This window comes from Elioraea thermophila (ex Habib et al. 2022) (genome assembly GCF_003336755.1).
In the GTDB taxonomy this organism is placed as follows: domain Bacteria; phylum Pseudomonadota; class Alphaproteobacteria; order Acetobacterales; family Acetobacteraceae; genus Elioraea; species Elioraea thermophila.
Map to the genome: position 1 here is coordinate 729,121 of NZ_QMDI01000002.1, position 23,939 is coordinate 753,059.

Genomic DNA, 23,939 nt, shown 5'->3' on the forward strand with positions numbered 1-23,939 from the left:
GACTGATGGGACGGGGAACGGTGAAGGGACTGTTTGCGGCGATTGCGGCGGGACTTCTCGCCGTTCCCCTTGTTTCCACGGCACCTTCGATCTCAGCCGAGGAGGAAACGCCGGAGGTTCTGGCCCCCGGCGAAGGCAGGGACGAAACGTTCTACTACTGCATCGCCTGCCACAACACGGCGCTCATCCGCCGCTCGGGCTTCACCCGCCAGCAGTGGGACGAGCTGATGGACTGGATGACCGAGCGGCATGGCATGAACCCGCTCGAGGGCGAACTGCGCGAGACCATCGTCAATTACCTCGCGCAGGCCTATCCACCGCGGCGCCAGCGCGGCCCGGCCTTCACCAATCCCTTCGCCAGCAACTGAGCCGGCCCGCCACGGCAAACCCGCGGCCGGCCTGACCCCAGCCGTGAGGCTCTTGCGTTGCCCAGCGGGCAGCGCAGGGTAGGGCCATGCGCATCGTGGTCATCGGCGCCGGCGTGGTCGGCGTGGCGGCAGCCTGGGCGCTCCGGCGTGCCGGTGCCGAGATCATCGTCGTCGAAGCCCGGGAAGGTCCCGCGCTCGAAACCTCTTTCGCCAATGCCGGGCACCTGGCGGTCGCGAGCGGGCCCTGGGCCGCGCCCGACGTACCGGGCAAACTGCTGCGCTGGCTGGGGCAGGAGGATGCGCCGCTCCTCGTTCGCCTACGCTGGGACCCTACGCTCTGGCGCTGGGGCCTGAGGTTTCTCGCCAACTGCACGGCGCGCGCCCACGAGGAGAATGCGCGCGCGATCGGCACCCTGGCGCAGCTGTCGTTCAACGAAACCATCCGGCTGCGGGGAGAACTCGCCATCGCCGATGACGTCAATCGCGAGGGCGTCCTCACCCTCTACCGCGACCCGCGCGCGCTGGCGGCAGCGGAGAAGAAACGCGACCGCCTCGCCGCGCAGGGCATCGCGGCCGAGCTGCTCGATCGCAACGGGATGGTCGCGCGCGAACCCGCGCTCGCCGCGGCGGCGGATCGCTACGCCGGCGCGCTGTTCGCCGCCGATGCCGAGACCGCCGACTGCCGCGCCTTCACCCTCGCCCTCGCCGCCGAAGCGGAACGGCGCGGCGTCGTGTTCCGGTTCCGCACGCGCGTGGCCGAGATCCTCGTCGAGGGCGGTCGGGCACGCGGGGTCGCCCTCGCGGGCGGAGAGCGTGTGGCGGCGGATGCCGTCGTGCTCGCCGCCGGGCCCTGGTCCGTCCGCCTCGCGCTGCGCTTGGGGCTTCGCCTGCCGATCTACCCCGGCAAGGGCTATTCCGTCACCGTGCCGATCGCCGGTCGCAACGGTGCGCCCCGCCATGCGGTGATCGACGAGGCGGACAAGGTCTACGTCGCGCGATTCGGCGAGCGGCTGCGCATCGCCGGCACGCTCGAACTCGCAGGCTTCGACCCCACCCCCTCGCCCGCGCGTGCGGCCGCCACGCTCGAACGGCTGCGCAGGCTGTTCCCCGATGGCGGCGACTACGCGCGCGCCGAGCACTGGACGGGGCTGAGGCCGATGACGCCGGACGGGCGGCCACTCATCGGTGCCACCTCCATCCGCGGCCTGTGGCTCAATACCGGGCACGGCCCGCTCGGCTGGACGCTCGCCTGCGGCTCGGCTCTGCTGCTGGCCAGCCTCCTCGCCGGTTCCCCGCCGCCGATCGACGCCACCCCCTTCGCCCCCTCCCGGTTCTGACGGGCCGGCGCGCTTGGAGGGCGGCGAGTCGTCGCGCTAAGCCTCGCACCATGGCGATCGTCGTCACGGTGGCGCAGCAGAAGGGTGGAGCGGGCAAGACCACGCTCGTCGCCCAGCTCGCCGCGGCGCTGGCGGCGAGCCGACGGGTCGCTGCCCTCGATGTCGACCCCCAGGCGAGCCTGATGCGCTGGCAGGCCGCCCGCAAGTCGGCACTCAAGGCTGCGGCGGCAGGGCTCACCGTGGCGGACTGCGCGGGCTGGCGTCTTGCGGGCGAAATCGCGCGCTTGGCCCGCAGCCATGACGTGGTGCTGATCGACAGCCCGCCGCATGCCGAAACCGAAGCCCGGCTCGCCGTGCGCGCGGCCGATCTCGTCCTCGTTCCCCTCCAGCCGAGCCCGCTCGATCTCTGGGCGACCGAACCGACCCTTGCGCTCGCGCACGCCGAGAAACGCGCGGTCCGGGTGGTGCTGAACCGCGCGCCCGCCCGCGGACGGCTTCTGGACGCGACGCGCGCCGAGCTCGCGCGCGCCGAAGCGCCCGTGCTGGCCGCGGCGCTCCGCAACCGCAGCGCCTATCCGGCTGCCATGCAAAGGGGGCTCGGCGTGACGGAAAGCGCGCCGAAAGGCCAAGCGGCCGCGGAGGTGCGCGCCCTGATCGCCGAGCTATCGGACTGGTTGGGCTCGACCTGATGCACGCGCTGCTGTTCGTCCTTCATCTGCTCGGCGCCATCGTCTGGGTGGGCGGGATGGCCTTCGCCATGCTCGTGCTCCGCCCCTCCCTCGCCGTGCTCGAGCCACCGCAGCGGCTCGCGCTGCATCGCGAGGTGTTCCGCCGCTTCTTCCTCATCGTCTGGCACGCGATGCCGATCACGCTGGCTTCCGGTTGGGCGATGCTGTTCCTGTTCCACGGCGGCTTCGCCGGCGCGCACTGGACGGTGCACCTGATGAACCTGACGGGGCTCGTGATGGGCGCGGTGTTCGTCGTGCTCTGGAGCGGGCCCCATCAGGCCTTCCGCGCCGCGCTCGCCGCCGGCCGCCCGGCGGAGGCGGCGGAGGCGCTGGGGCGAATCCGGCTGCTCATCACGCTCAACCTGGGGCTCGGCCTGTTCACGAGCGCGATCGCCGGGCTCGGGCGGTTCGGGCTATGATCGCGCGACCGACGACCGTTTGGAGGCGGATGTGAGCCTGCGGTCTCTTCCCCTGCTCGGCCTTGCCCTCGCCCCGGGCCTCGCCGCCGCGCAGACCTTGCCGGGCGATCCCTTCGTCGGGCGCCAGCTCGCGGAACGCTGGTGCGCCTCCTGCCACCTCGTCTCGCCACGCCCCGTCGGGCCCGCGGGCGACGGGGCGGAACCCTTCCAGTCGATCGCCGACCGCGCCTCCACCACCGCACTGTCGCTGCGCGTGTTCCTGCAGACGCCGCACGGGCAGATGCCCGACCTGCAGATCACCCACCGGGAGGCGGACGACCTGATCGCCTACATCCTGTCGTTGCGCGAGCGCTGAACCCGCCTCATTGCGACCGGCGCCGCACCACCTCGCGGTGAAGGATGTAAAGGCCCGAAGCGACGAGGACGGCCACGCCGGCGAGTGTCCAGAGCGACGGCCGCTCGCCCCAGATCACGAAGCCGAGGAGGCCCGTCCAGAGGATGCCGATATACTCGAACGGCGCGACGATCGACGCCTCGGCGCGGCGATAGGCCTCCGTCATCAACAGTTGCGCCCCCGTGCTGATCACGCCGATCAGGACCAGCAGCGTGAAATCCCACCAATCGGGCGTGACCCAGACCGGGATCATGGCGAGCCCCGCCACCACCGCGCCACCGACCGAGAACCAGGCGATGATGGTGACGTTGCTCTCGCCCAACTCGCCCATGCGCCGGATCGCCGCCATGGCCAGCGCCCAGCAGAACGCGCCGAAGACGACGATCAGCGCCGGGATCAGCGCGATCTCTCCTCCCCCGGGGCGGAGGATGAGCAGCACGCCGCCGAAACCGACGATCACCGCGCTCCAGCGCCGGATGCCCACCTTCTCGCGCAACAGCGGGATGGAAAGCGCGGTGAGGAAGAGCGGCATGGTGAAGCCGAGCGCGGTGACGGTGGCGATCGGCAGCACGGCGTAGCCGTAGAAGGCGGTGACCATGCCGACCACGCCCGACGTGACCCGCACCACGTGCCAGAACGGCCGCCGCGTGGCGAGGGTGCGCAGCCCGCCCTGGCGCGCGATCATCGGCCACAGCGCGACGAGCGCGATGATCGAGCGGAAGAACACGATCTCGATGGTCGGGATGCGCTCGGCCACCGTCTTCACCATCGCCGCGGCGACCGCGAAGGTGGCGGAGGCGCCGATGACGGCGGCGATGGCGCGGGCACGGCGTCGCCGCGTCTCGCCTTCCCCCGCCGCCTCGGCCTGATCCGCCGCCTGCCGCACCCCCTCCCCCTTTCCCGCCAGCCTAAGCGCGCCCCCTCTGGCCGCGCCAGACGGATGGGGCTACGGTCCGCGCCCGCATGGCAGACCTCTCCTTTCCGCCGCATCCCGCCGTCGCCATCGAAGCGATCGAGACCGTCTGGCGCGGACGGACGGCGGTGCAACGCGTCCGCTACAGCCTCACCGGCTTCGACGGCCGCCGCGTCGGCCCCGCCACCTGGGAGGTGGTGCGGCGTGGCCGGGCCGTCGCCGTGCTGCCGCACGACCCGCGCAGCCGCCGCGTCGTGTTGATCGAGCAGTTCCGCCTGCCCGCCCTCGCCGCCGGGCTCGACCCGATGCTGATCGAGGCCGCCGCCGGCCTGGTCGACGGCGAGGAGGACGAGAAGGCCGCCGCGCGACGCGAGACGCTCGAGGAGACGGGGCTCACGGTCGGCGCGCTGGAGCCGGTCGGGCGCTTCATCCTCACACCCGGCGTCGCCGACGAGACGATCGCCATCTTCCTCGCCGAGACCGAGATCCCCCCAGCCCCGGCCGACGGGACCTTGCGCCTCACCGGCATGGCGCACGAGCATGAGCACATCCGCGTGCTCGCCGTCGCCGAGGACGACGCCTTCGCCTGGCTGGACGCCGGGCGGATCGTCAACGCCACCACGGTGATCGCGCTGCAGGCCCTGCGCATTCGCCGCCTGCGCGAGGATGGCGGTCGATGACCGAGCTCCTGTTCCGCGCCGATGCCTATCTCGCGGAGGCCACCGCCCGCGTCGTCGCCGCGACACCGATGGGCGTGGTGCTCGACCGCACCGTGTTCTACGCCGCCGCCGGCGGCCAGCCGGGCGACACGGGCGTGCTTCGCCGCGCCGATGGAACTGCAGCGGCCGTCATCGACACGGTGAAGGGCGAGAACGGTTCGATCCTGCATCGGCTCGCCGAAGGGGCGGCCGTGCCGGAACCCGGCGAGGAGGTGATGGCGGCGATCGATTGGCCGCGGCGGCACCGGCTGATGCGCATGCACACGGCGCTCCATCTCCTCTGTGCGCTCATCCCCGGCGCGGCGGTGACGGGAGGCGCGATCGGCGACGGCAAGGGCAGGCTCGATTTCGACCTTCCCGCCGCCCCCGACCGCGCGGCGCTGGACGAAGGGCTCGCGCGGCTGATCGCCGACAACCATCCGGTGAGCGAACACTGGATCGGCGAAGAGGCGTTGGACGCCAACCCGCACCTCGTGCGCACCCTGTCGGTGAAGCCGCCGCGCGGGGCGGGACGCGTACGCCTCGTGCGCATCGGCGCGGGCGACCCGCCGGTCGACCTGCAGCCCTGCGGCGGGACGCATGTGCGCGCGACGGCGGAAATCGGTCGCGTGAGCATCGCCAAGGTGGAGAACAAGGGGCGGCAGAACCGCCGCATCGTCCTGGTGCTCGAGCCGTGACGGAGCGGGGCTTCGCGCACCCGGAGGCGCTCATCGACGCCGCCGCGCTCGCCGCTGCGCTCGGCGCGCCGGACCTCGTGGTGATCGACATCACAAAGTCTCTGCCGAACGAGAACCGCGACGATCGCGCGGCGTGGCGCGCGGCCCACATCCCGGCTGCCCTGTTCCTCGACATCGACGAGGTGGCGGACCGCACGACGCAGCTGCCGCACATGCTGCCTTCGCCCGAGGACTTCGCGCGCATGATCGGCGCCTTCGGCATCGGCAACGACACCCGCGTCGTCTTCTACGACCAGAAGGGGATGAGTTCCGCCGCACGCGGGTGGTGGATGATGCGCGTCTTCGGCCACGACCGCGTGGCGGTGCTGGACGGCGGACTACCCGCCTGGCGCGCGGCCGGCCTGCCGCTCGAGACCGGCGAGGTTCCGCCCCCACCACCCGTCCGCTTCCGGGCCTCGTTCCGGCCCGAACTCGTCGCTGATCTCGCCCGGGTGCGGCGCGGCCTCGCGGACGGCGACCTCGTGCTCGTCGACGCCCGGCCGGCCGCGCGTTTCCGGGCCGAGGCGCCCGAACCGCGGCCGGGCATCCGCGGCGGTCACGTGCCCGGCGCGCGCAGCCTGCCGCATCTCGACCTGCTCGACGACGCGTGCCTCTTCCGCCCTGCCGCGGAACTCCGCGCCCGGCTCGCCCAGGCCGGGCTCGACGGCACGCGTCCGGCGATCGCCATGTGCGGCTCCGGTGTCACCGCCTGCGCGATCGCGCTCGCTGCCCACCTTGTCGGCCTGCCCGAGGTCGCGGTCTATGACGGGTCGTGGACCGAGTGGGGCGGACGCGACGACACGCCGGTCGAGATCGGCTGAGGAGACCGAACGTGCCCGACGACACGCGCCCCCCCCATCGGCAGATCGGCCTGCGCACCCGCCTCTCCCATCTCGGGCGGCCGGGCACGAAGACGCACGGCTTCGTCAACCTTCCCGTCGCGCGCGGCTCGACCGTGCTCTATCCCACCTGCGCCGAGCGGGCCGCTGCGGGCAAGAAACGGTACGACCAGGCGCTCGTGTACGGCGTGCTCGGCGGACCCAACCACCACGCGCTCGAGGACGTGGTGGCGCAGATCGAAGGGGGCACGCGCTGCCAGATCGTCTCCTCGGGGCTTGCCGCCGTCACCACCGCGCTGCTCGCCTACCTCAAGTCGGGCGACCATCTGCTGTTGCCCGACAGCGTCTACGGGCCGACGCGCGGTTTCGCCGATCACTTCCTCGCCCGCATGGGCGTGGAGACCACCTACTACGACCCTTGCGTTGACGAAACGGGTCTCGCCGCCCTGATCCGGCCGAATACGCGCGTCCTATATCTCGAGAGCCCCGGCAGCCACACCTTCGAGATCCAGGACGTGCCGGCGCTGTCGCGCGCCGCCCGCGCGCGAGGGCTCAAGGTGCTGATGGACAACACCTGGGGCCTCCATCACTTCCAGCCCTTCCGCCACGGTGTCGACGTCTCGATCCAGGCGCTGACCAAATACGTCGTCGGCCACTCCGACGTGCTGCTCGGCGCGATCACCGTGGCCTGCGAGGAGGACTGGAGGGCGGTGCGTTCCGCCGCGTTGCAGCTCGGCCAGTATGCCTCGCCGGACGATTGCTGGCTCGCGCTGCGCGGTGTGCGCACGCTCGCCGTTCGGCTCGCCGCGCAGGAGGCGAGCGGGCTTGCGGTGGCGCGTTGGCTGGCCGCACGACCCGAGGTGCTGCGCGTGCTGCATCCCGCGCTTCCTGGCGCACCCGGACACGACCTCTGGCGACGCGACTTCACCGGCGCCTGTTCGCTGTTCGGCGTCGTCTTCCGCCCCGAGTACTCGGTCGCCGCCAGTCACGCCTTCGTCGATGCGCTGGAGCTGTTCGGGATCGGCGCCTCCTGGGGCGGCTACGAAAGCCTCGCCCTGCCGACCACCGGATTCATCACGCGCACGGTCACAAGCGAGGATCTGGGCGGCCCGGCGGTCCGGCTGCACATCGGTCTCGAGGACGTCGACGACCTGATCGCCGATCTCGAACGCGGTCTTGCCGCGCTGCGCGCCCACCGCGACTGAAGCCCCGGTTCTCCTCACCCCGCGCAAGCGCGGCAGACTCCCTCGATCTCCACCGTCGCCCGCGTGTGCCGGAAGCCTGCTCGTTCCGCCGCCCGCGCGATCGCGGATGCGATCCCTTCATCCTCCGTCTCCGTCACTCGGCCGCAGCAGGTGCAGATCAGGAACTGGACCGCGTGGGGATGGTCGTGGCCGGCATGGTCCGTCGCACTGGGGCAGCCGATGAACGCATTGAGCCGCTCCACCTTGTGCACGAAGCCCCGCTCGAGCAGGAACTCGAGTGCGCGGTAGACGGTCGGCGGGGCGGCCGTCGCGCGACTGCGGCGCAGATGGTCGAGCAGGGCGTAGGCGCCGATCGGCTGGTCGGACGCCAGCACGAGCCCCAGGACCTCCCGCCTGAGCGGGGTGAGAGTCGCCCCCTGTTGCGAGCAGAGGCGAGCCGCGGCGTCGAGCCGCGCCTCGATCTCGGGGGAAAAGGTCAAGCCGCTGGTCGTCACTGCCGTCCTGTCGCTCCTGGACCGAAGCGCGTTACACTATAACATTGTGGAGCGAGGAGCGCCGCCCATGCCCGTCGACTATGTGCCACCGAGCCCGGCTGCCCGCGAGGCCTTGCTCGCCGCCATCCGCTTCGATGCCGACGGCCTGGTGCCGGCGATCGCGCAGGACCACGCGAGCGGCGAGGTGCTGATGCTCGCCTGGATGAACCGAGATGCGGTGGCAGAGACGCTGGCGACGGGACGCGTCTGCTACTGGTCGCGCTCGCGCGCCGGGCTGTGGCGCAAGGGCGAGACCTCAGGGCAAGTGCAACGGCTCATCGATCTGCGGCTCGATTGCGACGGCGACGCCATCCTGCTCCTCGTCGCGCAAACGGGAGTCGCCTGCCATACCGGGCGGCGGTCGTGCTTTTTCACCGCCATCCGCAACGATGAGCTGGCGGAGATCGCACAACCGATCATCGACCCAGCGACGCTTTACGGGGCCGCGCGCTGATGGACGCCGTTCCCGTCACCGTGCTCACGGGGTTCCTCGGGGCCGGCAAGACCACGCTTCTGCGCGCCCTGCTCGCCCGACCCGACGGCGCGCGCACCGCGGTGCTCATCAACGAGTTCGGCGAGATCGGGCTCGATCACCTGCTGGTCGAGCACGTCGCGGACGATCTCGTCCTGCTCGCCTCGGGCTGTCTCTGCTGCACCGTACGTGGCGATCTCGTCGCCGCCCTCGGCCGTCTCGCGTCCCGGCGCGCTGCGGGAGAGCTCGCCTTCGAGCGGGTGATCATCGAAACCACAGGCCTCGCCGACCCCGCCCCCATCCTGCACACGCTGATGGGCGAGCCTTCCGTCCTCGCCTCGTATCGCCTCGACGGCATCGTCACCGTGGTCGATGCGGTGAACGGCTGGGCGACGCTCGACACCCAGCCCGAAGCGGTGAAGCAGGCCGCGGTCGCGGATCGGCTCGTGCTGAGCAAGACGGATCTCGCGGAAGGTGATGGCGTGGCGCGCCTGCGCGCTCGCTTGGCTGCGCTCAACCCGGCCGCACCGATCCTGGAGGCCCGGCATGGCGGGCTCGACCCGGCCGCAATCCTGAATGCCGGGCTCTTCGACCCCTCGCGCAAATCGCCGGACGTCGCCGGCTGGCTGCGCGCCGAGGCCTATGTGGCAAGCGAAGGCGAACACGGCCGTGCCCACCTCCACCATGACCACCATCACCACGACCCGAACCGGCACGACGACCGGATCAGGGCCTTCTGCCTCACCTTCGACCGGCCTCTCCCCTGGCAGGGGCTCGCCACTTGGCTCGAGATGATGGTCACCGTGCGCAGCGAGTCGCTCCTGCGCATCAAGGGCGTGCTCGACCTGATCGGCCACGACCGACCCGTCGCCATCCACGGCGTGCAGCATCTCTTCCACCCGCCGGCAGCGCTGCCCGCCTGGCCCGAGGGCGAGCCGCGGCGGTCGCGCCTCGTCTTCATCGTACGCGACCTCGACCGCGCGGTGATCGAGGAGGGGCTGAACGCCTTCCTCGCGGCGGCGGACCAGGCCGCCGCCTTGCGCGCCGGGTGAACGGGCGGGCGGTCAGCGCCGCGTGGTCAGCTTCACCCAGAGAATGGCGAGGGCGAGTGCGAGCGTGATGCCGTTGGCGAGGATCAGCCCCGGTGCCGCGCGCAAGAGCCCATAGGCGAGCCAGAGCGCAAGCCCGAGATTGAACATCAGCAGCATCGGCAGCGCGAAGTCGCCGGCCGAACGCGTGCGCAGCGTCTTCACCGCCTGTGGCACGAAGGCCGCCGTGGTCAAGGTTCCGGCCGCCACCCCGACCAGCTCCACCGCATCCACGCTCACGCTCTCCCGTTGCCCAGCACCCGTCGGCACCCTAAACCACGGTGCGATGTCGTCCACCGCCATCTCGCTGCGCACGGTCTCGGGCGAGGCGCTCCGCGCGCATCTCGACGACCTCGCGCGCCTGCGCATCACGGTCTTCCGCGAGTGGCCGTATCTCTACGAGGGCGACGAGGCGTACGAGCGGCGCTATCTCGCACGCTACGCGGAGGCGCCGGGTGCGGCGGTGGTGCTGGCGATGGATGACGGACGCGTCGTCGGCGCCTCGACCTGTCTGCCGCTCGCCGAGGAGGACGAGGAGATCAGCGCGCCGTTCCGCCAGGCGGGATGGGATCCGGATACGGTGTTTTATTTCGGCGAGTCGGTGTTGCTGCCCGAGTATCGCGGGCGTGGCATCGGCGTCGCCTTCTTCGCCGAACGGGAAGCGTGGGCGCTCAGGTTTCCGCGCATCCTGTGGTCGACCTTCTGCGCCGTCGAACGCGATGCGGCCGATCCGCGGCGGCCCGAAGGCTACACACCGCTCGACTCCTTCTGGGGCAAGCGCGGCTACGAGAAGCGGCCCGACCTCGCCTGCACGCTCGCGTGGCGCGAGGTGGACGGGACGGAGGAGATCCCGCACCGTCTCACCTTCTGGCTCAAGCGGCTGCGCGAGACGTCGTGATGCTGCGGCTCGCCGCCCTCGCCTGGAAAATCGAGCGGTCGCCTTCGGTCGACGTCTTCGCCGCTAGGCTCGATGCATGGCTGGCACAGGCGCGCGCGGCCGGCGCCGATCTCGTCCTGCTCCCCGAATACGCCGCGGTCGAGGTCGGGGCGACGGTCGCGGCCGGGCGCGGCGCGGCGGCGGAAGTCGCCGAGACGGTGGCGCGGGCGGAAGCGATCGAAGCCGCGATGGCCTCCGCTGCCGCGCATCACGGTCTTTGGCTCGTCGGCGGCTCGCTGCCGGCGCGTGAGGGGGAGCGCGTGGTCAACCGGGCCACGCTGTTCGCGCCCGATGGACGGCGCGCCGTGCAACGCAAACGAACGATGACCCGCTTCGAGGCGGAACGCTGGGCGGTCAGCGGCGCCGGTGAGCCGTGCGCGATCGACACGCCCTGGGGCCGCCTGGGCATCGCCATCTGTTACGATTGCGAATTCCCCCCCATCGTGCGCGCGCTCGTCGAAGCGGGCGCTTGGCTCATCCTGGTGCCCGCCTGCACCGACACGCCCGCGGGGGCCACGCGCGTGACCATCTCGGCCCGCGCACGAGCGATCGAAAACCAGGTCTTCGTCGCCGTCGCCCCGACCGTGGGTGCGGCGCCCTGGTGCGAGAGCCTCGACCGCAACCACGGCCGGGCCGGCATCTACGGCCCGGCCGATCGCGGCTTTCCCGCCGACGGCGTGCTCGCCGAAGGGCGTCTCGACACGCCCGGGCTCGTCGTCGCCGAACTCGATCCCGCCGCGATCGCGCGCGTGCGCCGCGACGGCGCGGTGCGCAACCACGCCGATTGGCCGGGCGGTGATCTTCAAGCCGCCGTCATCTCGCCCGCATGACCCTTCTCTACCTCGTCGCCGGCGAGGCCTCCGGCGACGTGTTGGGTGCACGGCTGATGCAGGCTCTTCGGGCGCGCCAGCCCGACCTCACCTTCGCCGGCATCGGTGGCGCGCGCATGGCGGAACAAGGGCTTGTCTCGCTCTTCCCCATGGAGGAGCTGTCGTTGATGGGCCTCGCCGAGGTGGTGCCCAAGCTGCCGCGGCTGCTGCGACGTCTGGCTGAGACGGAAGCCGATGTGTTGGCGAAACGACCCGACGCCCTCATCACCATCGATGCGCCGTCGTTCACCCTTCGTCTCGCCGGTCGGGTGCATGCGAAGGGCGTGCGCACGATCCACTATGTCGCACCGCAGGTCTGGGCGTGGCGGCCCGGGCGGGTGCGCAAGATCGCAGGCAAGATCGACCGGATGCTCGCGCTGCTGCCGTTCGAACCGCCATTCTTCCAAGCGGCCGGCATCCCGACCGACTTCGTCGGCCATCCGGTGATCGAGTCCGGGGCGGATCGTGGCGATGCCGTCTCCTTCCGCTCTCGCTTCGGAGTGCAGGGCAAGCAGCCGGTGCTGGCGGTGATGCCGGGCAGCCGGCGTGGCGAACTCGCACGCCACCTGCCGCTCTTCACCCGCGCCTGCGCGCTCCTGTGCGAGCGCCACCCCGACCTCGCCCTGTTCGTGCCCACGCTGCCGCATCTCGAAGCGATCGTGCGCGCCGCCCCCTGGCCGGTGCCACCGATCATCGCCACCGACGCGCAGACGAAGCACGACGGCTGGGCAGCCGCAACCGCCGCCCTCGCCAAGTCCGGCACGACGTCGCTCGAACTCGCGGTCGCCGGCCTGCCGCACGTCGTCGCCTATCGCGCCAATCCACTCACTGCCACGATCGTGCGCCGCCTCGTGCGCGTCCGGTACGCAAGCTTGGTCAATCTCCTCGCCGGGCGGGAGGTGGTGCCGGAGCGTTTGCAGGAACGCTGCACGGCAGAGGCACTGGCCGAGGCACTGCACCCCCTAATGGACGGCGGCCCGGCGCGAAAGGAACAGCGCACGGACTTCGCCGACATCGTCGCCAAGCTCCGCCCCCCGGGCGGGCTCAACCCGTCACAGGCGGCCGCCGAGGCGATCCTGGCTGACGTGTCGCGCGGTCCGTCGCGCTGAACACGGCGCTGTTTTCAGCCAGGAACTTTCATCAAACCGCAGCCCTCATGTCGCGTGGAGGGGCTAGGGTTCGGGAGCATTCACGGTGGGAACGAGCGTGCCTTGAAACTCTTCCCGATTGCGGCCGCCCTTGGGCTGGGCATCCTCTCGATCACCTCCGGTGGGGCGCAACAGATCAGCGGTGCCGGTGCCGCGTTTCCCGCCCCGCTCTCTCAGCGTTGGGGAGAGGCGGCGAAGGCTGCCATCGCCCCCGAGCTCAACTAACGGGCGATCGGTTCCGGTTACGGAATACATCAGATCCGCAACCGCACGGTCGACTTCGGCAACTCGGACATGCCGCTCTCGGCCGAAGACATCGAAAAGGGCCGTCTTGAGCAGTTCCCGACCGCGATGGGCGCCATCGTCCTCACCGTCAAAGTGCCGGGGATCGAGGACAAGCAGTTGAATCCCACCGGCCCCTTGGTGGCCGCGATCTTCATGGGCAAGGTCAGCCGCTGGAATGACCGGCGGATTGCGGAGCTCAATCCGGGCGTCAACCTGCCCAATCTTCCGTTCGCGCCCGTCCATCGCGCCGACGCATCAGGGACCACATTCCAGTTCACCGACCACCTCGCCAAGGTGAGCGAGGAGTGGAAGTCGCGCGTAGGGGTAGGGACGTCCGTTCGCTGGCCTGCGGGGATCAGCGCCCACGGCAACGATGGTGTCGCCGGTGCCGTGCGCAACACGGGGGGCGATCGGCTACGTCGAGTATGCCTACGCGAAGCTGAACCGGCTCGTTTCCACCCAGCTGCAGAACCGCGAAGGCAACTTCGTCGTGCCGAGCAAGGCGTTGTTCCAGGCCGCGGTGGACAACGCCGACTGGTCCTCTGCCCCCCATTTCGGCATTTCGCTGAACGACCAGCCCGGCAAGGACAGCTGGCCGATCATCGCCCCACGTTCATTCTTGTTCCCCTCCATGCGGCTGACCCGCAGCGGACGCGCAATGTGCTGCGCTTCTTCGAGTGGGCGTTCCGCAACGGCGACAGCATCACGGAAGAGCTGGTGTTCATCACGCTGCCGGACAGCACGAAGAACACGATCCGACAGATGTGGGCCGCCAAGTTCAACTTCCGCAGCGAGTGACCTGAGGAGCCGAGGCTGACGCGGCGGCCGGTCGGCCAAGACCTGCCGTTCGCGGCCCGAGCGATGTGAAGGCGATCGAGGACAAAGCCGTGCAACAGACCGTCGCCGCAGCGGAAACCGCGGTCATCGCCGCCCCCGGTCGGCAGGTGCGGCGAGGGGGGGTCGGCGATGCCGTCTTCAGCGGCCTTGCCACCGCCTCAGGGATCTTCGTCCTGCTGTTGCTTGGCGGCATCATCGCCGAGTTGTTCCTGGGCGGGCTGCGGGCCTTCGAGACCTTCGGCATCGGCTTCCTCCGGAGCGACATCTGGGATCCGGTCAGCGACGAATACGACGCCCTCGTGTCCATCTTCGGCACCGTGACACGAGCGTCATCGCGCCGATCTTCGCGGTGCCGCTCGGTTTCGGGATCGCGTTCTATCTGACCGAGCTCGCGCCCGAGTGGTTCCGTCGCCCGGTGGGAGTCGCGATCGAACTCTTGGCCGCGGTACCGTCCATCATCTCCGGCATGTGGGGCTTCCTCGCGCTTGTGCCCATCCTGGGCCAGGACATCCAACCGTTCCTGAAGGACAACACTGCGGGCTGGCCGATCTTCGACACGCCCTTCAGCGGCCCCACCTTCGGCATCGGCGTGCTCACGGCCGGCATCGTGCTCGCCATCATGGTGCTGCCGTTCATCGCCGCCACCATGCGCGACGTGCTCATGCAGGTGCCGACGATGTCCAAGGAAAGCGCCTACGGCCTAGGCGCCACGACCTGGAAAGTCGTGCGCCACGTCGTCATCCCGGACACGCGCACCTCCGTGGTCGGCGGCATCATGCTCGGCCTCTGCCGCGCGCTCGGTGAGACGATGGCGGTGACGTTCGTCATCGGCAACGCCAACCGGCTTTCCGCCAGCCTGTTCGCCCCCGGCAACACCATCGCCTCACTCCTCGCCCTCGAATTCCCGGAAGCGCAGATGGGCAGCCTGAAGCTCTCCGCCCTGCTCGCGATCGGCTTCATCCTGTTCGTCATCAGCTCATCGTGCTCGCGATCAGCCGCGTGCTGCTGCGGCCGAAGCTGAAAGGTTGAGGGAGGCCGCCATGACCACCGCCACCTTCTCCGGCACGCGCGATCTCGGCCTGGCGCGGCGCCGCACGATGACCGATCGCGTGCTCAAGGTCCTGTGCACGCTCGCCACCATGATCGGTGTGGCTTTCCTTGCCTGGATCCCGGCCACGCTGTTCTGGAAAGGCTTCGCCGGGCTCAACGTTTAGGTGTTCACCGAGATCGCGGGCGCGCCCGATCAGCCGGGCGGGCTCCTCAACGCCATCGTCGGCACGCTGATCCAGACCGCGATCGGCACCGCCCTTGGCACACCGATCGGCATCATGGTGGGAACGTACCTCGCGGAGACTGCCCGCGGCACGTTTCTTGGCAATGCAGTGCGGTTCGTGTCCGAGATCCTGCTCTCCGCACCGTCGATCCTGATCGGTCTGTTCGTCTATACGCTGATCGTGGTGAACACCGGCGGTTTCTCCGCCTGGGCCGGCGCGATCGCGCTCGCGATCATCGTCATCGCCATCGTCGTGCGCACCACGGAGGACATGCTGCGACCGATCCCCGAAACGTTGCGCGAAGCCGCGATCAGGCTCGGTGCACCGAAGTGGAGGATGATCACCTTCGGCTGCTATCGCGCCGCGCGCGAAGGCATCGTCACCGGCATCCTGCTCGCCATCGCGCGCGCCTTCCTGCGTGGCGTTCGCGTCTGAAGCGGCCAGCGACGGCACGACAGATGGAGATACGGCAAGGGAAGTGACCGATGCAGCAGGCGATGACGGGTGACGGGGGGGCGGCGGGAACGATGCTGCCGCAGGGGATCATCGGCGCGGAGGACACGGGCAGCTTCGGTGGCATGCAGGCGCGCTCGGCCGAGGAGCTGAACCGCCCGAAGATCGTCTGTGAGAACCTCGATTTCTACTGCGGCGAGAACAAGGGGCTGAAGAACATCAACATCACCTTCCCCGACAAGCAAGTGACGGGAATGATCGGACCCTCGGGCTGCGGCAAGTCGACCCTGCTCGGCGTGCTGAACCGCATGTACAGCCTTTACCCTGGCCAGCGCCCGATGGGGAGGGTGATGATGGACGGCATGAACCTGATCGACAACAAGGTCGATCTCAACGCCCTGCCCGCCAAGATCGGCATCATGTTCCAGAAGGCGACACCGTTCCCGATGACCATCTACGAGAACATCGCCTTCGGCGTGCGCCTGCACGAGAAGTTGTCGAAGAAGGAAATGGACGAGCGCGTCGAGTCGTCGCTGTCGCGCGCCGCGTTGTGGAACGAGGTTAAGGATCGTCTCGACTCCAACGCCATGGGCCTGTCGGGCGGGCAGCAGCAGCGGCTCTGCATCGCGCGCACCATCGCCGTACGTCCGGAGGTGATCCTGTTCGACGAGCCGACCTCCGCGCTCGATCCGATCGGCACGGCGAAGATCGCGGAACGGATCGATGAGCTGAAAGCGCGACTTCACCATCGTCATCGTCACCCACAACTTGCAGCAGGCGGCGCGCTGTGCGGACCAGGTCGCGTTCGTCTTCCTCGGTGAACTGATCGAATGCGCGCCAGCGGCCGAACCCTTCACCGCGCCGAAACACCACAAGACCCAGGAGTACACCACCGGCCACTTCGGCTGATCGCGCGGCCGCGGCTGGGCTCTCTTCCACGGGCCACGCGGGCAATCTCGCGCGGCCTCGCCCGCTGCGGTCTCGTTCCGAGAGCCGCCGCCCGCGTCTCAGGCGGCGACCGTCCGCTGCCGCTGCTCGCCGAGCCCCTTGATCCAGACCCGCATGTCTTGCCCTGGCCGCAGGTAGATCGGCGTCGGTTTCTTGCCCATGCCCACGCCAGGTGGCGTGCCGGTGGAAATGATGTCGCCCGGCATCAGGGTGATGAATTGCGAGACGTAGGACACGAGGGTGCGCACGCCGAAGATCATCGTCCTGGTCGAGCCGTGCTGCATCACTTGCCCATCAACCTCGAGCCCCATCTCGAGATCCTGTGGGTCCGGGATCTCGTCCTTCGTCACCAGCCACGGCCCGACGGGGCCGAAGGTCTCGTGGCCCTTGCCCTTGTCCCAGGTTCCGCCGCGTTCGAGCTGGAAGGAGCGCTCCGAGACGTCGTTGACGATCACATAGCCGGCGACGTGATCGAGCGCCTCCGCCTCGGTGACGTATTTCGCGCGCGAGCCGATCACCACGCCGAGTTCGACCTCCCAGTCGGTCTTGGTCGAGCCGCGGGGGATCTCGACCGGGTCGTTCGGGCCCGAAAGCGCGGTCAGTGCCTTGAGGAAGATGATCGGTTCCGTCGGCACCGCGGCCCCGCTCTCCGCCGCATGGTCGGCGTAGTTGAGGCCGATGCAGACGAAGTTTCGCGTGCCGGTGAAAGGCACGCCGAGACGAGCGCCCGGGTCGGCGAGCGGCAGGGCGGAGACGTCGACGGTGGCGAGGCGAGCAAGCCCCGCGGGCGAGAGCTCCTCGGGTCCGATTTCCTCGACGATGCCGGCAAGATCGCGCACCCGTCCTTCAGCATCGAGGATCCCTGGCTTTTCCAGCCCCCGCGGTCCGAAACGAACCAGTTTCATCGCATTCGCTTTCCTGCTGCGTGCTCAGAGGGTCCAGCCGCCATCGATCACGATGGCCTGGCCGGTGAGGAAGGCGCTCTCGTCCGAGGCGAGATAGAGGGCGAGCGCGGCGATCTCCTCCGGCCGGCCGAGGCGGCCCATCGCCTGGCGGGCGACGAAGGCCGCCCGCGCCGCCTCCACACTGCCCGCCTCGGCCGCATTGGCGGAAATCCGGTCGGCGAGGGAGGGCGTGTCGATCGTGCCTGGGCAGATCGCGTTCGCCCGGATGCCGCGCTTCACGTAGTCGGTGGCGATGCTCTTGACGAAGCCGAGCAGGGCCGCCTTGGTCGTTGCGTAGACGAAGCGATTCGGCGCGCCCTTGATGGAGGAGGCGGCGGAGGAGATGACGATGATCGAGCCCGCCCCCTTCGCCAGCATGCCCGGCAGGAAGGCCTTGGTGACGCGGAAGGCGCTGCGCACGTTGAGGTCGAAGGCGAAGGCCCAGTCCTCCTCGCTGCAGGTCTCGATCGTGTTCTGGTGCACGTACCCCGCGCAGTTCACCAGGACGTCGACCGGCCCGGCCTCTGCCGCCGCGCGGGCGATCGCCGGAGCGTCAAGCACGTCGAGGCGACGCGTGACGACACCGGAGCCGGCGATCTCGGCGAGTGCGGTCTCGTCGATGTCGGTGGCGACGACCTCAGCCCCCTCGGCGGCGAACGCCACCGCGATCGCCCGCCCGATTCCCTTCGCCGCCGCGGTGATGAACGCGCGCTTGCCGGCAAGCCTCCCCGCCATTCTCGCCCTCCCTGCCTGTACGGATGGTCCCGGTGGACAGCGCCGAAGGCAAGAGGGGGTCGGCCGTCGGTCAGGCCAGCGCCGGATGCATGCGTCCGATCAGGCGGGCCCGGATCCGGGCGGAGACGGCATCGATGGCCGCGACCAGGACCAGGATGCAGAGGATGATGAACGCCACCTCGTCCCAGGCGCGGATCCGGATGCGCTCGGCGATGGCGAGCCCGATGCCGCCTGCGCCGACGATGCCGAGGATGGTGGCGGATCGCGTGTTGCTCTCGAAGAAGTAAAGCGCCTGGGCGACCATCACCGGCAGCACTTGCGGCAACACGCCGAAGCGGAGAACCAGAGGGTGCGGTGCCCCGGTGCTCTCCACCCCCTCGACTTGGCGATGTTCGATGTTCTCGATCGCCTCGGCGTAGAGCTTGGCGAGCACCATCACGTCGGCGACGGCGATCGCGAGCACGCCGGCGAGCGGCCCGAGCCCGACCGCGCGGACGAAGACGAGCGCCCAGATCAGCTGATCCACGCCGCGGAAGCCGTCGAACAGGCGGCGCAGCGAGAAGTGGAACAGCGGGTTGCGCGCGATGGTCTTCGCGCCGAGGAAGCCGAACGGGACGGCGAAGCTGGCGGCGACCAGCGTGCCGAGGAAGGCCATCGCGGCCGTCTCGACGAGGTCCTTGGCGATCTGATCCCAGTGCTCGCCGGGGCTGGGCGGGATCATCAGCACGACGATGGTGCCGAGCCCGCCCAGACCCTCGAGAATCCGCTTCGGCGTGATGTCGAACCAGACGTGCCAGGACACGACGAGGGCAGCGAGCGCGAGCCAACCGCCGACCCGTGCCGCGCGACGCGCGGGGCCGACGCCGAAGGCTTCAGGCAGGCGTGCGCGCCAAAGGGCGACTTCGGCGGGATCGATCGGAACGGGTCGGCGCACGAGGCTCGGCTCCCTATCGGGCCGCGCCGATCAGGCCGAGCCTGACCCGTTCCGAAGCGAGATCGATCGCGGCGACGACGAGGATGATCAGCACGAGGATGGCGCTCACCTCCTCGTAGTAGTTGAAGCTGATCACCTTGTAGAGTTCCTGGCCGATGCCGCCCGCACCGACGAAGCCGATGACGGAAGCCGCGCGCACGTTGATCTCGAAGCGCAGCAAGGCGTAGGAGGCGAAGTTCGGCAGCACCTGCGGCAGAACCCCGAAGCGCATCGCCTGCACCCAGGTGCCGCCCGAGGCGACCACGCCGTCGACGGGGCGAAGGTCGGCGTTCTCCACCACCTCGGCGAAGAGCTTGCCGAGGGCGCCGGCGGAATGGATCGCGATCGCCAGGATGCCGGCGAAGGCCCCCACCCCGAAGGCCCAGACGAAGATGAGCGCGAACACGATCTCGGGCACGGTGCGGCAGATTTCGAGGAAGCGGCGCACGGCGGCAGCGAGCCACGGCGAGGGCGAGACGGTGCGCGCGGCCGGAAAGGCAAGGAGGGCGGCCACCGCCGAGGCACCGAGGGTGGCCATGGCCGCCATGTTCGCGGTCTCGAACAGGAGCCACGCCCACTCGTCGAGGCGGTACATCCAGTAGGCGAGACTACCCTCCGTCTCGCTGTCGGCGAACAGGCGATCGGCGCGCAGGTCGGGCAGGATCAGACTGAAGTACTCGCCGATGCGCGGCAGGCCGGCGGCGAGTGTCGCGGGCGAGAAGTCGCTCACCCAGGCGGAGAGGAGGACGAGGCCGATGAAGAGGGCGCCATAACCCCAGGTGGCGAGGCGCCGCCGTTGGCGCGCCTCGGCCCGCGCGCGTTCGATGCGCGCGACGGCGTCCATCGAATCGAGCAGGGCGACGGTGGCGCCGGTCATCATGGCCGCTGCCAACGACGCCCGAACCGCGCCCGCTCCATCACCTCAGCCGCGCTGACGGCGGGCGGCCATTTCGGCCCGGCGCATGGCGATGATCGGCTCGAAGATCTCGTGGCTCGCCACCGCGTAACCGGCGGCCTGCCCGCGCTCGATCTGGCGGAAGATGTCCGGATGCTCGGTCGGCAGCCGGAGATGGAACGCGCGCATGTCGTCCTTGAACGCCTGGGGCAGGTCCTTGCGCACGGCAAGCGGCCCGTTCGGGATCTGACGCGACCGCCAGATGATGCGCAGGTCGGCCATGTTCAGCATCCCCTTGTCCACCATCGAGCGCAGGTTGCCGCGGGTGAAGCCCTGGCTCTCGTCGCCGATGCCAGAGGTCCAGGTGACGCCGGCGTCGAACTGGCGCTGCAGCACCGCAATCACCGCCTGCTCATGCCCGCCGGCGAAGCCGGTGCGCGAGAAGAACCGCTCGGGGTCGATGCCTGCCTCGCGCAGTTCCGAACGCGGCACGAGGTAGCCTGAGGCCGAGTTCGGGTCGGCCCAGGCGAGGCTCCGCCCGCGCATTTGCTCGAGGCTGGTGATGCCGCTGTCCGCCCGCACGTACATCACCGCGAAGTAACCGATCGAGCCGTCCGTTTCCTTGGTGATGACGAGGGGTTCGATGTTGCCGTTGGTGTCGAGCCAGATCCCCGCATAGGCCGATGGACCGAGCCCAGCGATCTCGAGCTGGCGGGCGGCGAAGCCCTGCATCACACCGGCGTAGTCGCCGGCCGGGAAGACGCGGGTCGGCACGCGGAAGGTCTGCTCGATCAGACGCGCGTAGCCGCCGTAGCGGGCAAGCCGGTCGGCCTCGTTCTCGCCGCCGAGCAGACCGAGGCGGATCTGCGGCACCTCGCGTGCCCAGGCGGGCGCCGCACCTTGCGCGATGGCCGGGGTGGCTAGGGCGGCGGCGCCGGTGCCGGCGAGCAGATGACGGCGGGTGAGCATGGTTCGGTCTCCCTCCAAAACTGCCCGCGCGGTCTACCCGGCGAGGCTTGCGGTTCGATGACGAAAGCGTTGCAGATCGATGAAGGGGTCAGGCGGCGGCAGCGGCTCGCGCGACCGTGTCGAGGGCGGTGCTGGTCACCGTTTCCGCCGCCTCGAGCTCGTCCTCGGTCATGCCGTAGATCTCGCGCACCATCTCGGCCGTCAGTTGCGCGGGCACGCCATCGAACACGACGCGGCCGCGGCTCATGCCGACGATGCGGTCGCAGTACTGCCGGGCGGTATCGAGGGTGTGCAAGTTGCACAGCACGGTCAGCCCGTCCTCGCGGTTGATCCGCCTCAGCGCATCCATCACCACCTTGCCGTTGCGCGGATCGAGCGAGGCGATCGGCTCGTCGGCGAGGATGACGCGCGGCTCCTGCATCAGCGCGCGCGCGATCGCCACACGCTGCTGTTGCCCGCCCGACAGCGTGTCGGCGCGCTGCAGAGCGGCCTCCGCGAGGTCGAAGCGATCGAGGGTGCGGATGGCGAGTGCGCGCTCCTCGGCCGAGAACAGCTTGAACAGCGAGGAGAGCGTGCCGCGGTGATTGAGCCGGCCGATCAGCACGTTGGTCAGCACATCCAGCCGCTGGACCAGGTTGAACTGCTGGAAGATCATCGCGCAGTCGGTACGCCAGTTCCGCAAGGCGCGCCCGCGCAGCGCGGTGACGTCGCGGCCCTCGAACACCACCCGTCCGGCGGTCGGCTCGATCAGGCGGTTGATCAGGCGGAGCAAGGTGGATTTGCCCGCACCGGATCGGCCGATGATGCCGACCATCTGCCCCTGCGGGATGGCGAGGGACACCGAGTCGACAGCAGTGACGTGACCGAAACGTCTGGTCAGACCGACGAGCTCCAACATGCTCCCTCGCGTGTGCAGGCGGCTGGCCAGATAGCCGCAGTCGGCGCACAGGGGGAATGATCGTTCGATGACAGAGCGGTCGTGATCGCCGCCCAAGGCGAAGGATCAGAACTCGACCGAGAGCTGCACCCGCCCGGCCGGATAGACGGCGACCCCGTACTCGATCGGCACGCCCTCGGCATCGACGTTCACCGCTTCGGTGACCAGCACGGCGCGGCTGCGCGGATGCTCGAGGAGCTCCGCCTCCTCAGGCATGGGCAGACGGGCGCCGATGCGGGTCGAGCGTCGGAAATACTCCGCGACACCGCTGGCGGCGAGGGCGCGCGTGATCGACCCGCCGGAGTCCGAGACGGCATCCGGCAGCCTCGGGAAGCGGCTTTGCGGAAAGTGGTGCCGGGCGAAACTGACCGGCCTGCCGTCGGCGGAGCCGAGGCGATCGATCCGCCACAGGAGACGCCCGCACCGCACGCCGAGCGCCTTCGCCGCCGCCTCGTCGGCCAGCACCTCCGCCACGCGGAGGATGCGCCCCGAGGGTTCGCGGTTCTGCCGGGCGATGATCTCGGAAAACCGCGTGCGCGGGCTCAGCGCGTAGTCGATCACGTCGTCCGCGGCGAAGGTGCCGCGGCCCTGTTCGATGCGGATCAGACCGCGCCGCTCCAGCTCCACCATCGCACGGCGCACGGTGTGGCGGTTGACCCGGAAGCGGGCGGAGAGCTGCTGTTCCGTCGGCAGTTTTTGGCCCGGCTTGATCGCGCCGGAGGCGAGTTCGCCGGCGAGGATGGATTCGATCTGGCGCCAAAGCGTCACCCCGGCCCGGCGGGCGATGGCCGTGGCGGCCACGCCGTCGTCCGCATCGAGCGGTCCTGCTGCGTCGTCGGGGGCGCCTGTCACGATACGGTCACGTGTTTGCGCGGACGGCTCGGTTATTGTCGCGGCAGTGTAGTCATGCCAATGTTCGAACGTCTAGATCTTTTCGGCCTCAACCGCCCATGACCCAGTCTGCCAACCCCTCGGCCGAAGCCACCGATCCGTCCGCACCCCGACGCCGCTGGCTCGGCGTGCTCGCCCGCGCCCCGCGTGAGAGCCTGAGGGCGGCGCTCGCCACCCTCGACCCGGCCCCGGCCTGGACACGGCTGCGCGGGCCGGAAACGGGCATGATCATGGTGCGCGGTCGCATCGGCGGCGATGGGTCGCCCTTCAACCTCGGTGAGATGACGGTCACCCGCTGCTCGGTCGCCTTGCCGTGCGGCACCGTCGGGCACGCCTGGCTCGCCGGGCGGGATGAGCGTCGGGCGGAACTGGCGGCGGTGTGCGACGCCCTGCTGCAGACCGCGCTGTTCGCCCGGCTCAACGAGGCGCTGATCGAGCCGGAGGAAAGGCGGCAGGCGATGGAACGCGAGCAGGTGCGGCGACGCGCGGCGGCGACCCGGGTGGATTTCCAAACCCTCGCGCGCATGGGGTGAGCAGTGCTGGCGCGCGGCTTCGCCGATCCGGTCCACGACGCGCAGGCGGCCTTCCGCGCCCTGCTGGAAGCGACCGCCCGGCCCGGCACCGTCGTCTCCTTGCCGCAACCCGACACGCCGCCCCCCTTGCCTCCGGCGGCGGCGGCGATCGCGCTCGCCTTGTGCGATGGCGACACGCCCGTGTGGCTTGACGGCCGGCTGGCCAGCCCACCCGTGCGCGCGTGGCTGCGATTTCATGCCGCGAGCCCGATCGTTGCCGATCCCGGCGCGGCCACCTTCGCCTTCGCTTGCGGCGTCGCGGCGCCCTTCGATGCGCTCGCCACCGGCACGGATGAGGCGCCCGAACGGTCGGCGACCCTCGTCCTCCTCGTCGAGGCCTTCGGCACCGGCTGCGCGCTTCGGCTCAGCGGACCGGGCATCGCCGGGGAGACGGTGCTGCGGGTGGCCGGCCTGCCGAACGGGTTCGTGAGCTGGCGCGCGTGCAACTTCGCCCTCTATCCGCGCGGCGTGGACGTCATTCTTGTCAGCGGGACAGAGGCCGCCGCCCTGCCGCGCACCACCGCGGTGCGGGAGGGCTGAG

General features: G+C 70.1%; 32 protein-coding genes and 1 pseudogene. 23 read left to right on the forward strand and 10 right to left on the reverse strand.

Features of this window, described 5'->3' with window-relative positions; genetic code table 11:
• Nucleotides 1–5 precede the first annotated feature (5 nt).
• The 5 genes from DWB05_RS05295 to DWB05_RS05315 all read left to right on the forward strand — a co-directional run bounded on the left by DWB05_RS05295 (nt 6) and on the right by DWB05_RS05315 (nt 3,207).
• On the forward strand, nt 6–368 hold the full coding sequence (locus DWB05_RS05295) for a hypothetical protein (protein WP_114375719.1): 363 nt from the start codon (nt 6–8) through the stop codon (nt 366–368).
• Between the two features lie 86 nt (nt 369–454).
• A complete protein-coding gene (locus tag DWB05_RS05300; protein WP_114375721.1) occupies nt 455–1,705 on the forward strand; it encodes a D-amino acid dehydrogenase in 1,251 nt (416 codons plus the stop codon).
• 50 nt (nt 1,706–1,755) lie between these two features.
• Nucleotides 1,756–2,394, forward strand: a complete 639-nt coding sequence (parA, locus tag DWB05_RS05305; RefSeq protein ID WP_114375723.1) for a ParA family partition ATPase — start codon at nt 1,756–1,758, stop codon at nt 2,392–2,394.
• The gene (locus DWB05_RS05310; protein ID WP_114375725.1) at nt 2,394–2,852 is read left to right on the forward strand and encodes a CopD family protein; all 459 of its coding nucleotides are present in this window, start codon (nt 2,394–2,396) and stop codon (nt 2,850–2,852) included. The genes parA and DWB05_RS05310 overlap by 1 nt, the downstream gene beginning before the upstream one ends.
• 31 nt (nt 2,853–2,883) lie before the next feature.
• Nucleotides 2,884–3,207, forward strand: coding sequence for a c-type cytochrome (locus DWB05_RS05315; RefSeq protein ID WP_157967087.1), 324 nt, complete (start codon nt 2,884–2,886; stop codon nt 3,205–3,207).
• Nucleotides 3,208–3,214: 7 nt separating this feature from the next.
• Here the strand turns inward: DWB05_RS05315 and DWB05_RS05320 are convergent, their stop codons facing one another.
• Nucleotides 3,215–4,132: a DMT family transporter gene (locus DWB05_RS05320; protein WP_114375730.1), complete on the reverse strand. Its 918-nt coding sequence runs from the start codon at nt 4,130–4,132 to the stop codon at nt 3,215–3,217.
• Nucleotides 4,133–4,209: 77 nt separating this feature from the next.
• Here DWB05_RS05320 and DWB05_RS05325 point away from each other — a divergent pair, with 77 nt between their 5' ends.
• From DWB05_RS05325 to metC, 4 genes are read left to right on the forward strand one after another with little or no spacing between them, the layout of a single operon-like run.
• Entirely contained in the window at nt 4,210–4,839 is a 630-nt protein-coding gene (locus DWB05_RS05325) for an NUDIX domain-containing protein (RefSeq protein ID WP_114375732.1), read from the forward strand.
• On the forward strand, nt 4,836–5,555 hold the full coding sequence (locus DWB05_RS05330) for an alanyl-tRNA editing protein (RefSeq protein ID WP_114375734.1): 720 nt from the start codon (nt 4,836–4,838) through the stop codon (nt 5,553–5,555). The genes DWB05_RS05325 and DWB05_RS05330 overlap by 4 nt, the downstream gene beginning before the upstream one ends.
• Nucleotides 5,552–6,415, forward strand: coding sequence for a 3-mercaptopyruvate sulfurtransferase (sseA, locus tag DWB05_RS05335; protein ID WP_198669050.1), 864 nt, complete (start codon nt 5,552–5,554; stop codon nt 6,413–6,415). The genes DWB05_RS05330 and sseA overlap by 4 nt, the downstream gene beginning before the upstream one ends.
• A gap of 11 nt (nt 6,416–6,426) precedes the next feature.
• Nucleotides 6,427–7,638, forward strand: coding sequence for a cystathionine beta-lyase (gene metC, locus DWB05_RS05340; protein WP_198669051.1), 1,212 nt, complete (start codon nt 6,427–6,429; stop codon nt 7,636–7,638).
• 14 nt (nt 7,639–7,652) lie between these two features.
• Here metC and DWB05_RS05345 read toward each other — a convergent pair whose 3' ends face one another.
• Entirely contained in the window at nt 7,653–8,117 is a 465-nt protein-coding gene (locus DWB05_RS05345; protein ID WP_232818394.1) for a transcriptional repressor, read from the reverse strand.
• An 82-nt stretch (nt 8,118–8,199) separates the two neighbouring features.
• On the opposite strand from DWB05_RS05345, the gene hisI reads away from it, so the two are divergent.
• Both hisI and DWB05_RS05355 read left to right on the forward strand, forming a co-directional pair.
• Nucleotides 8,200–8,625: a phosphoribosyl-AMP cyclohydrolase gene (hisI, locus tag DWB05_RS05350; protein ID WP_114375739.1), complete on the forward strand. Its 426-nt coding sequence runs from the start codon at nt 8,200–8,202 to the stop codon at nt 8,623–8,625.
• Nucleotides 8,625–9,695: a CobW family GTP-binding protein gene (locus DWB05_RS05355; protein WP_114375741.1), complete on the forward strand. Its 1,071-nt coding sequence runs from the start codon at nt 8,625–8,627 to the stop codon at nt 9,693–9,695. Before hisI ends, DWB05_RS05355 begins: the two co-directional genes overlap by 1 nt.
• 12 nt (nt 9,696–9,707) lie before the next feature.
• On the opposite strand, the gene DWB05_RS05360 is transcribed toward DWB05_RS05355, so the two are convergent.
• Complete coding sequence (locus DWB05_RS05360; protein WP_232818395.1) at nt 9,708–10,028, reverse strand: SemiSWEET family sugar transporter; 321 nt, start codon at nt 10,026–10,028, stop codon at nt 9,708–9,710.
• Here DWB05_RS05360 and DWB05_RS05365 point away from each other — a divergent pair.
• The 10 genes and pseudogenes from DWB05_RS05365 to pstB all read left to right on the forward strand — a co-directional run bounded on the left by DWB05_RS05365 (nt 10,018) and on the right by pstB (nt 16,443).
• Nucleotides 10,018–10,629 (forward strand): GNAT family N-acetyltransferase, encoded by a 612-nt coding sequence (locus DWB05_RS05365; protein ID WP_114375746.1) that lies wholly within the window; start codon nt 10,018–10,020, stop codon nt 10,627–10,629. The genes DWB05_RS05360 and DWB05_RS05365 overlap by 11 nt on opposite strands.
• A complete protein-coding gene (locus DWB05_RS05370; protein ID WP_114375748.1) occupies nt 10,629–11,498 on the forward strand; it encodes a carbon-nitrogen hydrolase family protein in 870 nt (289 codons plus the stop codon). Before DWB05_RS05365 ends, DWB05_RS05370 begins: the two co-directional genes overlap by 1 nt.
• Complete coding sequence (gene lpxB, locus DWB05_RS05375; RefSeq protein WP_114375750.1) at nt 11,495–12,646, forward strand: lipid-A-disaccharide synthase; 1,152 nt, start codon at nt 11,495–11,497, stop codon at nt 12,644–12,646. The genes DWB05_RS05370 and lpxB overlap by 4 nt, the downstream gene beginning before the upstream one ends.
• A gap of 102 nt (nt 12,647–12,748) precedes the next feature.
• Nucleotides 12,749–12,910: a hypothetical protein gene (locus tag DWB05_RS14615; RefSeq protein WP_157967088.1), complete on the forward strand. Its 162-nt coding sequence runs from the start codon at nt 12,749–12,751 to the stop codon at nt 12,908–12,910.
• A gap of 6 nt (nt 12,911–12,916) precedes the next feature.
• Nucleotides 12,917–13,768, forward strand: a complete 852-nt coding sequence (locus DWB05_RS05380) for a substrate-binding domain-containing protein (RefSeq protein ID WP_114375752.1) — start codon at nt 12,917–12,919, stop codon at nt 13,766–13,768.
• Nucleotides 13,769–13,833: 65 nt separating this feature from the next.
• Nucleotides 13,834–14,190 carry an ABC transporter permease gene (locus DWB05_RS15285; RefSeq protein ID WP_332871704.1) on the forward strand — a complete coding sequence of 119 codons (357 nt, stop codon included), beginning with the start codon at nt 13,834–13,836 and terminating at the stop codon, nt 14,188–14,190.
• Nucleotides 14,157–14,828 (forward strand): phosphate ABC transporter permease subunit PstC, encoded by a 672-nt coding sequence (gene pstC / locus DWB05_RS05385; protein WP_332871705.1) that lies wholly within the window; start codon nt 14,157–14,159, stop codon nt 14,826–14,828. Before DWB05_RS15285 ends, pstC begins: the two co-directional genes overlap by 34 nt.
• A 19-nt stretch (nt 14,829–14,847) precedes the next feature.
• Nucleotides 14,848–15,021, forward strand: a complete 174-nt coding sequence (locus DWB05_RS14985) for a hypothetical protein (protein WP_232818397.1) — start codon at nt 14,848–14,850, stop codon at nt 15,019–15,021.
• Nucleotides 15,022–15,516, forward strand: a complete 495-nt coding sequence (locus DWB05_RS05390) for an ABC transporter permease subunit (RefSeq protein WP_232818398.1) — start codon at nt 15,022–15,024, stop codon at nt 15,514–15,516.
• 143 nt (nt 15,517–15,659) lie between these two features.
• Nucleotides 15,660–16,443, forward strand: a pseudogene (pstB, locus tag DWB05_RS05395) (phosphate ABC transporter ATP-binding protein PstB).
• Nucleotides 16,444–16,541: 98 nt separating this feature from the next.
• Here pstB and DWB05_RS05400 read toward each other — a convergent pair.
• From DWB05_RS05400 to phnF, 7 genes are all read right to left on the reverse strand, one after another.
• The gene (locus DWB05_RS05400) at nt 16,542–17,387 is read right to left on the reverse strand and encodes a fumarylacetoacetate hydrolase family protein (protein ID WP_114375754.1); all 846 of its coding nucleotides are present in this window, start codon (nt 17,385–17,387) and stop codon (nt 16,542–16,544) included.
• 24 nt (nt 17,388–17,411) lie between these two features.
• Nucleotides 17,412–18,161: an SDR family oxidoreductase gene (locus DWB05_RS05405; protein ID WP_114375756.1), complete on the reverse strand. Its 750-nt coding sequence runs from the start codon at nt 18,159–18,161 to the stop codon at nt 17,412–17,414.
• 70 nt (nt 18,162–18,231) lie between these two features.
• The gene (gene phnE / locus DWB05_RS05410) at nt 18,232–19,095 is read right to left on the reverse strand and encodes a phosphonate ABC transporter, permease protein PhnE (protein WP_232818399.1); all 864 of its coding nucleotides are present in this window, start codon (nt 19,093–19,095) and stop codon (nt 18,232–18,234) included.
• A gap of 13 nt (nt 19,096–19,108) precedes the next feature.
• Complete coding sequence (gene phnE / locus DWB05_RS05415; RefSeq protein WP_232818400.1) at nt 19,109–20,011, reverse strand: phosphonate ABC transporter, permease protein PhnE; 903 nt, start codon at nt 20,009–20,011, stop codon at nt 19,109–19,111.
• Between the two features lie 45 nt (nt 20,012–20,056).
• Nucleotides 20,057–20,998 carry a phosphate/phosphite/phosphonate ABC transporter substrate-binding protein gene (gene phnD / locus DWB05_RS05420; RefSeq protein ID WP_114375759.1) on the reverse strand — a complete coding sequence of 314 codons (942 nt, stop codon included), beginning with the start codon at nt 20,996–20,998 and terminating at the stop codon, nt 20,057–20,059.
• 88 nt (nt 20,999–21,086) lie between these two features.
• Complete coding sequence (gene phnC / locus DWB05_RS05425; RefSeq protein WP_114375761.1) at nt 21,087–21,896, reverse strand: phosphonate ABC transporter ATP-binding protein; 810 nt, start codon at nt 21,894–21,896, stop codon at nt 21,087–21,089.
• Between the two features lie 105 nt (nt 21,897–22,001).
• Nucleotides 22,002–22,736 carry a phosphonate metabolism transcriptional regulator PhnF gene (gene phnF / locus DWB05_RS05430; RefSeq protein WP_232818401.1) on the reverse strand — a complete coding sequence of 245 codons (735 nt, stop codon included), beginning with the start codon at nt 22,734–22,736 and terminating at the stop codon, nt 22,002–22,004.
• 149 nt (nt 22,737–22,885) lie between these two features.
• Here phnF and phnG point away from each other — a divergent pair, with 149 nt between their 5' ends.
• Nucleotides 22,886–23,359, forward strand: coding sequence for a phosphonate C-P lyase system protein PhnG (gene phnG / locus DWB05_RS05435; protein WP_114375763.1), 474 nt, complete (start codon nt 22,886–22,888; stop codon nt 23,357–23,359).
• 3 nt (nt 23,360–23,362) lie between these two features.
• Nucleotides 23,363–23,938 (forward strand): phosphonate C-P lyase system protein PhnH, encoded by a 576-nt coding sequence (gene phnH, locus DWB05_RS05440; RefSeq protein ID WP_114375766.1) that lies wholly within the window; start codon nt 23,363–23,365, stop codon nt 23,936–23,938.
• Nucleotide 23,939 lies beyond the last annotated feature (1 nt).